11 protein-coding genes are annotated in these 12,515 nt (G+C 61.8%); 7 read left to right on the forward strand and 4 right to left on the reverse strand.

What is annotated here, in order from left to right:
- Positions 1-64 precede the first annotated feature (64 nt).
- The 6 genes from PLU72_18600 (at position 65) to PLU72_18625 (ending at position 7,182) form a co-directional block, all read left to right on the forward strand.
- Positions 65-490, forward strand: coding sequence for a hypothetical protein (locus PLU72_18600; GenBank protein ID HOT30195.1), 426 nt, complete (start codon positions 65-67; stop codon positions 488-490).
- A 216-nt stretch (positions 491-706) separates the two neighbouring features.
- Entirely contained in the window at positions 707-2,572 is a 1,866-nt protein-coding gene (locus tag PLU72_18605; protein ID HOT30196.1) for a hypothetical protein, read from the forward strand.
- Between the two features lie 47 nt (positions 2,573-2,619).
- Positions 2,620-3,948 (forward strand): hypothetical protein, encoded by a 1,329-nt coding sequence (locus PLU72_18610; protein HOT30197.1) that lies wholly within the window; start codon positions 2,620-2,622, stop codon positions 3,946-3,948.
- 95 nt (positions 3,949-4,043) lie between these two features.
- Positions 4,044-4,499, forward strand: a complete 456-nt coding sequence (locus tag PLU72_18615; GenBank protein HOT30198.1) for a hypothetical protein — start codon at positions 4,044-4,046, stop codon at positions 4,497-4,499.
- Between the two features lie 96 nt (positions 4,500-4,595).
- Positions 4,596-6,038, forward strand: coding sequence for an Npt1/Npt2 family nucleotide transporter (locus tag PLU72_18620; protein ID HOT30199.1), 1,443 nt, complete (start codon positions 4,596-4,598; stop codon positions 6,036-6,038).
- 235 nt (positions 6,039-6,273) lie between these two features.
- The gene (locus PLU72_18625) at positions 6,274-7,182 is read left to right on the forward strand and encodes a PfkB family carbohydrate kinase (GenBank protein ID HOT30200.1); all 909 of its coding nucleotides are present in this window, start codon (positions 6,274-6,276) and stop codon (positions 7,180-7,182) included.
- A gap of 54 nt (positions 7,183-7,236) precedes the next feature.
- Here PLU72_18625 and PLU72_18630 read toward each other — a convergent pair whose 3' ends face one another.
- The 4 genes from PLU72_18630 to PLU72_18645 all read right to left on the reverse strand — a co-directional run bounded on the left by PLU72_18630 (position 7,237) and on the right by PLU72_18645 (position 11,566).
- Positions 7,237-8,052: an S-methyl-5'-thioadenosine phosphorylase gene (locus PLU72_18630; GenBank protein HOT30201.1), complete on the reverse strand. Its 816-nt coding sequence runs from the start codon at positions 8,050-8,052 to the stop codon at positions 7,237-7,239.
- 645 nt (positions 8,053-8,697) lie between these two features.
- On the reverse strand, positions 8,698-9,435 hold the full coding sequence (locus PLU72_18635) for a hypothetical protein (protein HOT30202.1): 738 nt from the start codon (positions 9,433-9,435) through the stop codon (positions 8,698-8,700).
- A gap of 108 nt (positions 9,436-9,543) precedes the next feature.
- The gene (locus PLU72_18640; protein ID HOT30203.1) at positions 9,544-10,569 is read right to left on the reverse strand and encodes a BMP family ABC transporter substrate-binding protein; all 1,026 of its coding nucleotides are present in this window, start codon (positions 10,567-10,569) and stop codon (positions 9,544-9,546) included.
- Positions 10,570-10,606: 37 nt separating this feature from the next.
- A complete protein-coding gene (locus tag PLU72_18645; protein HOT30204.1) occupies positions 10,607-11,566 on the reverse strand; it encodes an HD domain-containing protein in 960 nt (319 codons plus the stop codon).
- Positions 11,567-11,977: 411 nt separating this feature from the next.
- On the opposite strand from PLU72_18645, the gene PLU72_18650 reads away from it, so the two are divergent.
- Complete coding sequence (locus PLU72_18650; protein ID HOT30205.1) at positions 11,978-12,415, forward strand: DMT family transporter; 438 nt, start codon at positions 11,978-11,980, stop codon at positions 12,413-12,415.
- The last annotated feature ends 100 nt before the right edge of the window (positions 12,416-12,515 follow it).

The following is a 12,515-nucleotide window of genomic DNA, read 5'->3' on the forward strand; positions in this document are numbered from 1 at the left end:
GGTTCGTATAATCGAATTATCGATCCTGACGAACCGAACGAAAAAGAAGAAGGAGAATAAGAATATGTTGAAGTCAACCGCCAAGGTCCTCTTCGGAGCCCTGATCGCCATCGGCCTTCTTATTCCCGCCGCCCCCGATCAGGCCGAAGCGAAAACCAAGAAGAAAGCCGGCTTCTTCACCCGCGTGAAGCGTGCCGTGAAGCATAAGGCCAAGATGACCGCCAAGAAGACCCGCCGCGCCGTCGTGAAGGCCGGATGCGCCGTGACCAACGGCGTCATGGACAGCGCCGTGAAGGCCAAGTCCGCGATCACCGGCAAGAAGGCCAAGAAGGTCTGGGTCAAGGGCCACTACAAGACCCACAACAAGAAGCACACCAAGGGTCACTTCGCCCGCGTGAAGCGCCATCACAAGTCCTCCGGCGGCGCCTCCGCTCCGGCTCCGGCTCCGGCCCCGGCCCCGATGCCCTCCGATCCGGCGATGCCCCAGTAAGCAAGACCGACATCCTGAAACCCCGCGCAGACGTGCGGGGTTTCTTGCTGTTCGGCCTCTTCAGCCCGCCTGCGGGAAATTCGGCGCCGCCGTCACCCAATTTTCGGCGTTTCCTGGCTCACTGAATAGAAACACTGATCCGAAGCGGCTTTTCACGAGATCGATACAGGAATGGAACTTGCTATATTTCCCAAAACCCCCTCAGGGAGAAAACGGATGCGACGGTTCGGTCTGCTTGCGGCCTTGGGAATCATGATGAGTTTCTCCGTCACGGCTTTTTCCGCACCGGCGGGCGACGCGCCGTTCGACGCCACGCAGCTGCTGACCGGCTACGCCCGGGACCTTCCGGCACCGCGCCTGGAGGGCTCCGAGGCGGACACCCCGGCTCCCTTCGGTCTTTCGCTGTCGCGCGAACTCCCCGCGAAAAAGGCGGGCGATGTCGATGAGTTCTGGACCTGCAATATCGCGTCCAACACCTTCGAGCGCACGCCGGCCTCGCTCGAGGTCGTCGGGAAGCATTGTTACGTGTATCTCGAGAAGGGGCAGACCGTTCCCGCCGCGCGTCTCGAAGAGATCGCCGACGAGTTCGACACGCGCATCTATCCCACCGTCACGGGGCATTTCGGACAGGAATGGAACCCCGGCATCGATGACGACCCGCGCATCACCCTTCTGCTGATGGACATCAAGGACGGCTACCAGCCGAAAGGCATGTATACCGCAGGCTATTTCAACCCCGGCGACGAGTATCCCGAGGGCCAGCTCCCCGCTGACAGCAAACTCAAGGGCAACCGGCGGGAAATGTTGTATATCGATCTCAATCCTGCCGACGTCACCAGCCGCACGTTCCTGTCGGTCGTCGCGCACGAGTTCCAGCACATGATCCATTTTCACCAGGATCCGAAGGAAAACACCTGGGTCAACGAGGGCTGTTCCCAGATGGCGACCTGGTTCTGCGGATACGGGCACCCGGCGCAGGTGAAGGCGTTCACCCGGACCCCCGACAACAGTCTCGTGGCCTGGAACCGGTTCAACATGCTCGCCAATTACGGCCAGACGTATCTCTGGAACGCGTTTCTGACCTCGCGCCACCTGCGAAGCGAACAGCAACGGAAAGCGTTCTTCACCGCCCTGGTCAAAGACCAGGAAAAGGGCGTCAAGAGCTACGACGCCCTCCTCAAAGGCCTGGGAACCGATTTCACCGCCGCCCACCGCGAGTTCGTCCTGACCTGTTTTCTGAACGATCCGGCGCTGGAAAAGGGCCGGTATTCCCTCGGCGAGGGTCTCGAAGAGGTGAAACCGGCGCCGTCCGACCTCGTCAAGGCGCTCCCCGGCATGCTCTGGGGCGACGTGTTCCTCTGGGCCGCCGACGCGGTCAAGGTCGACCTGGCGGTCGCGAGAAAGACCCTCCGGATCGACTTCGCCGGCGATCTGACCTCTGCGAACAACCAGTTCGACGTGCTGACGGTCTTCATCGACAACTCCGGCAGCAAGCGCGTTCAAGTCCATATCATGGACAATATAAAGGCCACCACCGGCCGGACGCCGATCCAGCCCGTCATGCTGCCGGGCGGCCCGTATTCCCCGGACGACCCGTACACGCCGCCGCCCCCGCAGGTCCGCACCCAGATGGGATACAGCGTCGTCGACGTTCCCGAGGGCTTCGACACGATGTTCGTCTTCGTGATCGGGAAGACCCCGATCGGCGATCCGGAAGAGTTCTTCGGCCTCGACCCCAAGGTGCGGTATCGCCTCGACATCAAGGATTCCGGCGAATCACCTCGACCCGCCCAGGCGGTCGCAGCGGCCGATCTGTCGGCGCTGATCAGCGAGTATGCCTCTATCGTCGGCACTGACGAGCCCGTCTCGTCGCCAGAACGGATCGAGCGGATCGATCAATTGAACCGGGAAATCGCAGGCTCCGTGCGCGTCCGGCTCGAAACCGGCTCCGTCGCGGACCTGGAGAGGGACGTCGGAGCGATCCGCGCTCGGCACCCGGACATGCCGGCGTTGGCCGGTCTGTTTGCGAACATCCTCACCCAGGCAGAGTTTCAGCGACTCCACACCGCCATCCCGCAATGACATATACTGTCCTCGTACCCGATGTTGGATTCACAAAGGAGAACCCGATGAAGTCATCACTTGGAATTCTGAGGACGTTGTTCGTCATAACGGCCGTGCTGGCCGCCATCCTGGCCGGCGCGGCGGCCGACGCCGCCGATGTCGGCAAGCCGCTCATCGCGCTCCGGATGCCGTTCCCCGCGGGCCTCGCGGGCATGAACCCGGCAGCCGCGGGCTTTCCCGAGCTGAAAGACGAGTTCCGGAAGATCGAGGAGACCGTCAGGAAGCGGATCGACTTTCTTCCCGACCAAGACCTGAAGGAAATCCGGCTGTTCGTTCTCGATGACGGCGGCACGGGAAGCCTTTCCGAGGATATGCTTCTTGTCCAGCTGAAAGGGAACCTGGACCAGGCCAGGCTGATGCCCGCGCTTCCAAATCTGATCAGCATGCTCGAGAAGAAGTCGCTCGGCGAAGGCGCCGTGAAGATCGGCGCGAAGAATGCCGTGAAGGGGAAACTCGTCACCGTGTTCTTCTCGGCCCCCGACACGCTGTGCATCGCTTCACACAAGATCGCCAGAGAGGCGATCGAAGCAGGCGACCAGTTCTTTTCCCAGCTCGAGTCAGCGGCTCAGCCGGCGATCTCAGGCATCGATCTCCAGATCGAGGCAGCCCGCCTGCTCGACCGACAGCCGGAGTTCAAGACCCAGAGCGGGAAACTTCCCGAGGGGTTCCGGCTGATGCTCACCTCGCTCCAGACCGTCAGGCTTTCGGTCGCTGCGGGCGTCCTGAACCTCAGGCTGGATTTTTCCCAGACCGGCGGCGCCGAAGTCGGCGCATCGATGATCGACTCGTTCAAAAGCATGGCCGCGGCGAAAATCCAGGAAGAGAACGGAAAGCTCGATCAGAAGGCCGACACGATGGATCCCGGCACCCTGCTGCTGGAATGGCGCATGCAGAAGACGCTTCTCGCGATCGGCGCGACCCTGCTCAAGCGCGTCACGCTGGAAAAAACGCCGACGAGCCTTCTGCTGTCGATCCAGCTCCCGGAGATGTTCAAGGATGCGAATCCGATGCTGCTGACCTCGACGGTCGGCGTTCTCGCAGCGATCGCCATTCCGAATTTCCAGAAAGCCAGGATGCAGGCGCGGAAGACCGCATGTTTCGCGAACCAGCGGGTGCTGCTGGGCGCGATCGAAATGTATAACATGGACAATGCAACGATGAAGACGACGCTTTCCCCCGAAGACTACGGCCCCGGCGGCGTCCTCGTCATGAAAGGGTATCTCCCCTCGGGCCTGTCGCTTCCCGAGCCGGGCTGCTCGTATTCCTCCGTCGGCGACCTCAGCAGGGGCGGATCGATCAAGTGCGCGATTCACGGCGGCGTGGCCGAGAAATAAAAGTTCCGCTTTTTTTCCCACACCCCCCCGGTTCGTTTGTACAATCAAAACATAATTCCCCCAGCGCATTCGAAAGAACACGGAGGAACGAAAAGATGATAAGCCGTTCAAAAGTGCTCGCAGTCGCCCTTCTCGCTCTTGGCGTCCTGTTCGGTGGCGGCGAAGCCGACAAGGCCGAAGCGAAAGGCCATCACCACAAGAAAGCAGGCTTCTTCACCCGCGTGAAGCGCGCGGTCAAGCACAAGATCAAGATGGCGGCGAAAAAGACCCGCAGAGCGGTCGTGCGCACGGGTTGCGCGATCAAGAACGGCATCATGGACAGCGCCGTGAAAGCGAAATCGAAGATCACCGGCAAGAAGCCGAAGCGCGTCTGGGTCAAGGGCCACTATAAGACCCACAACAAGCATCACACCAAGGGTCACTGGCGCCGGGTGAAGCGCGGCCACAAGCCGTCGGGCGGCTGCTCGAACCAGGGCGGCGCGACCCAGGCCCCGGCCCCGATCTCCGGCGGACAGCCGCTTCCCCCGCTCGATCCGGCTCTCCCCAACTGAGGCAAACCGCATCATCAGCGGCCCCGTGCAATCGGCACGGGGCCGTTTCCGTTTTCACTCTTTTCTTTCTTCGCTGTACCTCCTATAATGGCGGCCATGACGGAACAGGAGTATGGCAGCGACCGGCACGCCGCTCCGCCCGCCCGCTGGGAATCGTGGCTCGGCGCGCGGGCGGGCGAGGGTTCCGTGGCGCTGGTCGCCCTGGCGTATTTTTTCTTCGTCATCACCTCGTATTACGTGCTCAAGCCGATCCGCGAGGGACTCGCGATCGAACTGGGCGCGCAACGCATCCCGGCGCTGAACATCCTGTCGATGCTGTCGCTGATCGGGGCGAACGCGGGGTACAGCTGGCTCGTCGGCAGGTTCGACCGCGAACGCTTCATCACCTGGTTGACGCGGTCGTGCAGTGTTGCACTCGTCCTGTTCTGGGCGATTTTCCAGTTCACCACTCATCCAGCCGCAGGCACGGGCATCTGGATCGACCCGGCCAGCCTTCCGGCCTGGTTTCCGGGCTGGCTGGCAATTCCGACCTCGCGAGTATGCCTGATAACGCTGTATTTCATCTGGGTGAACCTGTTCGGCCTGTTCATGCCCAGCATGTTCTGGTCGTTCATCAACGACTCCTTCACGACGGACCAGGGGAAGCGACTGTATCCGACGATCGGGTACGGCGGCCTCGTGGGCGGCCTGTGCGGCGGCATCATCACCGTCGCGCTCACGAGCGTGCTCGGAACGGCGAACATGTTTCTCGTCGCCGCCGTCTTGCTCGAGCCGACGATCTGGTGCATGCGGTTCATCAGCCGGCGCTGCAGGGCCGTTTCTGCGGTTTCCCGGGAAACCCCGCCGTCAGAACCGGTGTCAGTGGCTGACGGGCAGGATCATCACGCAAGAAAGGCGAGCCCCTGGGACGGCTTCGTCGTCACCTTCACCTCGGCCTACCTGACGCTGATGGCCCTGGAAATGTTTCTGTACACCTTCGCGAGCAGCATCTTCTCGTATCAGATGAACGCGCTGATGGAGGCAGCCCGGCTTTCGCCCGATGCGCGCACCGTGTATTGGGCGAACATTTACAACATGATCAACGGCCTCTCGCTCGTGACGCAGTTCTTCGTGACACGGCTCGTCATGGGCCTCCGCTACCCGACGATCGGCCTTCTGCTGCTGCCGGTTTCCCAGATCGTCGGTTCGATGCTCCTGATCCGCATGCCCCTGCTCGACATCGCCGCAGCCGTCGGCGTAGTCCGCTACGCCCTCAACTACTCGACCGGCCGCGCCGTCCGCGAACTGCTGTTCACCCCGCTCAGCCACGACGAGAAATACCAGGGAAAAGGCTTCATCGACACGCTCGTCTTCCGCGCGGGAGACGGTCTGTCGTCGGTCCTGCTTCTGTGGGGGCTGAGCGTCTGGGGGGCCGGCCCCTGGGTCGACGTCACGATCGTCTCGACGATGGGCTTTTCCGCCATCATCATCCTCGCCCTCGGAAATATATTTTTATATATAGGAACCCGCGACCGTCCGCAGAAAGCGCCGGTAACTTGAAGCACCTTACATCTCAGATGGAAGGTCGCTCATCACAGAGAACACGATAAACACAGAGGTTTTCTTTTTCTCCGTGAAAACCTCCGTGTTTTTTGTGTTCTCCGTGACGAAGCTGCTTTTCTTGTTCTGACGATGGCGTTGAAAGGCTGAAAAACGGAAGACGGGATTTGCGCGGGAGAGGATTTCCTGTTACCATGGGGCCTCTTCAAATCCGCATCAAACCGGGGGACAAACGATGAGCGTCAAGATGATCGTGGTCGGATCGATTGCATACGACACCCTGCAGACACCGAAGGGAAAGCGCGAGCGGGCGCTCGGCGGCTCGGCCACCTACTTTTCGACCGTGGCGAGCTATTTCACGAAGGTCGGCCTCGTCGGCGTCGCCGGAACGGACTTCGAGGCCGCGCATATCGAGTTTCTGAAGAGCCACGGCGTCGACACGTCCGGCTTCGAGCGCGTCGAGGGGAAGACGTTTCACTGGTCGGGCTCGTACGGCGAGGATTTCGGCGACGCCACGACCCATTCGACCTGCCTGAACGTGTTCGAGACATTCGATCCGAAGCTGCCGGCCGATTACCAAAACGTCGAGTTTCTCTTCCTGGCCAATATCCATCCCGCGCTTCAGATGCGCGTGATCGAGAAGGTGAAAAAGCCCCGCCTGATCGCCCTCGACACGATGAATTTCTGGATCACGAGCGCGCTGGACGACCTGAAGAAGGTCCTCAGGCGCATCGACGTCCTGTTCCTGAACCAGCAGGAAGCCCTGATGCTGAGCGGCGAAAAGAAGCTGTCGGGGGCCGTTCCCAAGCTGCTGTCGATGGGGCCGAAGCGGCTCGTCATCAAGCTCGGCGAACTCGGCGCGTTCACCGTGACCGAGGCCGGCCGGTTCTTCGCCCCGGCTTTCCCCTGCAAGGACATCACCGACCCGACGGGGGCCGGCGACTCGTTCGCAGGCGGCTTCATGGGCAGCCTGGCCGAGCACGGCGACCTTTCGGAAAACGGGTTCAGGCGCTCGATGCTCTACGGAAGCACGATGGGCTCGTTCACCGTCGAGAATTTCAGCCTCGACACCTACAAGACCCTCACCCGGAAAGACATCGACGAGCGCTTCCGCGCGATCAGGGAGATGATCGCGGTTTCCTGAGCCAACGAGGAAACGTCGGGCTCGCATTCGGCATGAGGCGCGCCCGACGTTTCTTCAGGAAATGATGCCCTCGGCGGGTTTCTGCCGGCAGCGGCACCGGGCGCGTTCGCGGGGAATGGCCTTGATCAGCGGTTCCATGATGCGGCGCAGGTTTTCCGCGTTGTGCTTGAACACTTCCATGACCTCGACGGCCGTCACTTCGGGAACGTTTCCGACCAGCCCGGCGTCGAAATCCGTAACGAGCGCTATATTTACGATGCAGATCCCGAGTTCCTGCGCGAGCACCACCTCGGGATATTGGGTCATATTGATCGTGTGCCAGCCCATCTGAGTGAACCACCGGCTCTCGGCTTTCGTCGAGAAGCGCGGCCCCTGGATGACGACGATCGTGCCGCCGTCGTGGGCCTTGATGCCGTTTTCACGGATGACGCGCACCGCGATCTCGCGCAGTTCGGGGCAGTAGGGGTCGGCGGAGGAGATGTGCATGACGGACGGACCGTCGCAGAAGGTGTCTTTCCGGCCGTTCGTGCGGTCGACGAACTGGTCGGAGACGACGAACTCGCCCGGCTTGATGTCGGGCTGGAGCGAACCGCAGGCGCAGGGGGAAACGATGCGGGACACGCCGAGTTCGCGCATGGCCCAGAGGTTGGCGCGGTAGTTCACGGCATGGGGCGGAATAGCGTGGCCGCGGCCGTGTCTCGGGATGAACGCGATGCGCACGCCGCCCACTTCCCCGATCTCGACGGTGTCGCTGGGGGCGCCGTAGGGCGTGTTGATTTTCACCTCTTCCGTCTTCGTCACGAACGAGTAGAAGCCGCTTCCGCCGAAGATCCCGATATCGGCCCGCGGGGCCGTTTTTGTCGCCGTCATGTGAGTCCCCTCCCCTTCGGTGAATTGTGAAATCCGTTCCGTCTCGACGATATCATATTTTCGCGCCCGCCACCGATCCGCTCACGACGAGCATTCCGGTTTTCTCATGCGATATCGGCTGGAGGGGCGGGTTTCAAACCCTCAATCTTGCCCACATCTTCGCAAAGGCCGTTCAAATGCAGACTTGCAGGGCGGGTCTCCGTTTTTCGAAAATCGCGCCGTGACACCTTTCCGCCAGCTCGAACCGATTGCCTCCCGCTCATCTCCATGGCTTTGCCAGAACCCCTTAGAATCGCCATCCTGGCGATCTGCGGGGTGCCCGTCCTTCCTGGACGGGCATGGCAAGCCATGGGATTCGCTTACGGATCGGTTCGGCCGGCTCCAAGAGTGTCACTCTGCGAATTTCGAAAAACCGTTTCTAACAATAGCCGGTGTGGCGTTTGGTGAAGGTACCATTCAAGAGTATCCCGCAGTGGGTAAGAATCAGGGTTTCAAACCCGCCCCTCTGTCTTAATCCTGATGAACATGTCAGGCGCAGAGACGCAGAAAATGATTCAAATCGAGGGGATCTGCGTCATCTGCGGATGAAAAGAGAACCGCCCGGCGTTCGACGTGCCGGGCGGTGCGGGTTCGGTCGCGGAGCGGTTACTTGCCGCTTTTGAGCATCTGGTTATAGAGGGTCAGATATTTCTGGTATTCGGTGTAGGCCTGCTGGGCGGCCTTGGCGTCGCCGGTCTGGGTCGCGGCCATGTAGGCGCGGTAGGCGGCGAGATACTGGTCGTAGACCTGCTCGGACGTCTTTTCCCCGGAGGTGACCGTCGCGGTCGGGGTCGGGGCCGCGGCTGCGGCGTGGGCGGTCGTACCCGCTTCGGCAAGGCGGCGTTCGATGATCGACTTCGAGCGCTCCTCCTGGATCGCCAGTCGCTCTTTATTGACGAGGATCGCGCTCTTGCCCGTGAGTTTCTTGATCAGCGCGGCGACGCCGCGTGCGATGAGACCGCCGCCGATGACGCCGATGGCGAGCATCGGGAAGCCCATTCCGGCCATGAGGAGGCCGCCACCCACAGCGCCGAGAACGGTCGCGACGTTGGCGAAGCTGGATGTAGCCCAGCCCATAAGTTTCTTGGCGACGATGAATCCGCCGACCCCGCCGGCGACCATACCGATCGGGCCGCCGCCCACGGCCATGCCGAGCACGGCGCCCATGGCGGCCCCGGCCAGGCTGCCCGCCGTGATGACGACGCCCTTCAGAACCTTGCCGACGCTCTGGAGGAAGCCGGCGTCGACGCGCTGGGGAACGGCGGCCCAGAGGGAGAAGACCATCGACAGGACCAGGAGAATCGAGACTTCCTGGCGCCTGCGATACGTGATGCTCATGTTCATATGATGTTCCTCCTGCGTGAAGAAGGGCTAAGGTGCGTACGAGACTTCTTCATTATACGTACCGCCCCCGGGGGTGCGGAAGGTACCCTGCGAAATGCCCGGTGCGGGTCAGTCCTGGGCCCGGAGAGGTGCGGAGGCGTTCTGGGATGCAGGGGTGCGGTGCAGGAGAAACGCTTCGACGTCGGCAAGGCGCTGCGCGATGAGGGGGGTGACGAGTCCTGCATTGAACCTGGAAATATCCAGCTCGATGCCCCCGTCGGCCAGGCCAAGCGTCAGGCCCCCCCCCTTGAAGCGGTTCTCGAGAACAGCCCGGACGGCGGCATCCAGAGCCACGTCGAGGCGCTTGACCATGCTGGCGGCGACTTTTCCCGGCGCAAGGCCCGACTGGTCGCCGTCGACGCCGATGACCAGGAACGACGAGCGGCGGGAGGCTTCGATCAGTCCGAGCCCGGTGCGGCCGGCGGCGTGATAGACGAAGTCGGCCCCTTCGGACGCCATCTTCAGGCCGAGCTTTTTCCCCGTTTCCGGGGAGTTGAACGCTTCGGGGGTGTCGCCGGCATACTCAACGAGCAGTTTCGCCTGCGGATTCACGAACGCGATGCCGTTCCGGAAGCCCTTTTCGAACGCCGAAATCACGGGAGACACCATGCCTCCGAGGAATCCGATGTTCTGGGTTTTGGTCAGAAGGCCCGCGAACGCTCCCGCGTAGAACGAGCCTTCCTCTTCGTTGAACAGCACCGACATGACGTTGGGAAGCTCGACGACGGAGTCGAGGAGGACGAACGGCACGTCGGGGTGTTTCGAGGCCACCCGACGAACCGCTTCGTTGGCGAAGATTCCGATCGCCGCGACCAGAGTCGACCGTCGGGCGGCGAGGAATTCGAGGCTGCTCTCGATCGCAGCCACGTCTCCCGGTTCGACCACGTCGACGATACAGCCGGGCAGCTGCCGCAGCTTCTGAATTCCCGCATACGCGGCGTCGTTGAAGGCGTGATCGCCGAGTCCGCCGACGGACAGCACGATGCCGACCCGCACCGTTTTTGCCGGGGGCCGGGAGGCGGTTTCCGCCGATGCGCCCAGGGCGCAGGCGAACAGGAAAAGCGCGCATATCAGAAGCCGAGTCACAAGCCGCATGATGGTTCCTCCGCGAAGGATATTACGTGAAATACAATCAGGATTGGGAAGCCGCGTTCTGAGGCGGGGCGGCAATCGGACGCACTTCGAGGATGCCGAGCTGTTTCAGTACCTGCTGGAGCGACCAGAGTACACGCTCATCGTATTTTCCCCGTTTGCCAGACATCTCGACGATCGATTCGCGATACGTGCGTTCGGCGGCATAGGGGCGATAATGGGTCATGGCATCGAAGGCGTCGGCGACCGAAACGATCAGGCCCGCAAGCGGGATATCGGGGTCCCGCAGACCGCGCGGGTAGCCGGAGCCATCGGGGGACTCGTGGTGAGAAAGCACGGCATCGGCGACCCGGTCAAAGCCGGGAATTTCGCGGATCATGGCCGAGCCGACCATCGCGTGCGACTCGACCTGGCGGCGCTCGGCGGCGGAAAGCGGGCGGCGCTCTTCCAGAAGCGTCGCGGGAATCGAAACCTTGCCGATGTCGTGAAGCAGGCCAGCGAGTTCGAGATCGACGAGCTCGCGCTGGGAGAGGCCCATGTTCCGGCCAATCGCGACACAATAGTTGCGGACGCGGTCCCAGTGGCCGAACTCTTCGATGGCCCTGTTCTCGAGAACTTTCAGGAACAGGCCGAGCAGGGATTCGAGCCTGACGAACTCCCCGAGCAGCCCGAGCGCAGATTCGACGTCTTTCGGCTGATTCCAGCCGGAGAGCGCCGCTTCGGTTCCCTCGGCGACCCGGAAGCTGATCAGCCAGGTCATTCCGGCGGCCGAAACGGGCTTCCACCAGCGGCCGGCGAAATGCATGCCCGCGTGGGCCGCCGACAACTCGTCGGGCAGTTCGGTCGGAGGAAGCGAGCCCCGGCCGTCGTGTCCGCGCCATGTGCGTCCCCACGGGAACCAGACCTGCACCTCCCCGCCGACGCCGGCGATGGCCGTCGTAAGCTGCGCCAGCACGGTTTTCCAGACTTCCGAGATCGAGCTGAGTTCGAGCGGTTTCATTATCGCGTCCTCCCGGGGTGCCCCCACCTGCATCCGCTGGTATTTGAAAAAGCATACCCCGCCCGTCCCCTCAAGGCAACATCTTCCATCCCGGCTCAGATCGAGAGCACTCATTGCACAACGGCTGAATCGCAGAGTTCTCAAAAGGCACAAAGGGCAGAGAGAGAAATGCAATCCTCAAAACACACGGCCTGAAACACCCTTCACCTCCCGTACACCCTGAGGTCTCGATGGGCGAACATTTGAAGCACTGGAGAGCGCTGGTCCGCGCTTCGACGCCTCAGCTCGAACGGGCAGTCCATCGACGCGTTCCTCGTGATGCGAGTCTGTTTGCCAATCGTAAGAAATTATACTATCCTGGGGGATAGGATAATGCATTCTACTCGAGTCATACGATCACAGGAGATGTCCGTGAACACGAGAACGACGGCGTATATTCTCATAACCCTCGTGTTATGGGGGCTCATTCCGATATTCGACAAACTTGCTCTGGATGCGAAGAAAATCCCCCCTTTCATTGGAATCGGCATTCGCGTGTCGGTCGCCGTTCTCGTGCTGCTGCCCCTCCTGTATGCCGTGCCGGACCTCAGGGAAGGCTGGAACGGCCTCGGCGCGAGGCAGTTCCTGGCGTTCGCGGCCAGCGGTATTATATCGCTCATTATAGCGCAATACTTCTATTACGAGGCCCTCAGAGACAGCCAGGTCTCGAAACTCTTCCCCCTGCTGTTCGGCGGCGCGCCGGTCGTATCGATGCTTCTGGGCTGGTTCGTGCTCGGCGAGAGAATCTCGGCAATGACGGCGGCCGGCGGCGTCCTGATCACGCTCGGCAGCGTCCTGCTGCTTCTCTGAAAGGTGCCTGAAAAGGGCTCTGCGGGATATCAGCCGCATCATCCGCGGAACGGTTTCCGCAACGTTTTCCCCTTTCACGGGCATGCCGGTCGCGTGCGGC

This window comes from Candidatus Ozemobacteraceae bacterium (assembly GCA_035373905.1).
GTDB lineage: Bacteria > Muiribacteriota > Ozemobacteria > Ozemobacterales > Ozemobacteraceae > MWAR01.

Bases quoted from the DNA above. Each gene is read 5' to 3' on its own strand.
- PLU72_18600 (HOT30195.1), top strand. From the start codon at position 65: ATGTTGAAGTCAACCGCCAAGGTCCTCTTCGGAGCCCTGATCGCCATC.
- PLU72_18605 (HOT30196.1), top strand. From the start codon at position 707: ATGCGACGGTTCGGTCTGCTTGCGGCCTTGGGAATCATGATGAGTTTC.
- PLU72_18610 (HOT30197.1), top strand. From the start codon at position 2,620: ATGAAGTCATCACTTGGAATTCTGAGGACGTTGTTCGTCATAACGGCC.
- PLU72_18615 (HOT30198.1), top strand. From the start codon at position 4,044: ATGATAAGCCGTTCAAAAGTGCTCGCAGTCGCCCTTCTCGCTCTTGGC.
- PLU72_18620 (HOT30199.1), top strand. From the start codon at position 4,596: ATGACGGAACAGGAGTATGGCAGCGACCGGCACGCCGCTCCGCCCGCC.
- PLU72_18625 (HOT30200.1), top strand. From the start codon at position 6,274: ATGAGCGTCAAGATGATCGTGGTCGGATCGATTGCATACGACACCCTG.
- PLU72_18630 (HOT30201.1), bottom strand. From the start codon at position 8,052: ATGACGGCGACAAAAACGGCCCCGCGGGCCGATATCGGGATCTTCGGC.
- PLU72_18635 (HOT30202.1), bottom strand. From the start codon at position 9,435: ATGAACATGAGCATCACGTATCGCAGGCGCCAGGAAGTCTCGATTCTC.
- PLU72_18640 (HOT30203.1), bottom strand. From the start codon at position 10,569: ATGCGGCTTGTGACTCGGCTTCTGATATGCGCGCTTTTCCTGTTCGCC.
- PLU72_18645 (HOT30204.1), bottom strand. From the start codon at position 11,566: ATGAAACCGCTCGAACTCAGCTCGATCTCGGAAGTCTGGAAAACCGTG.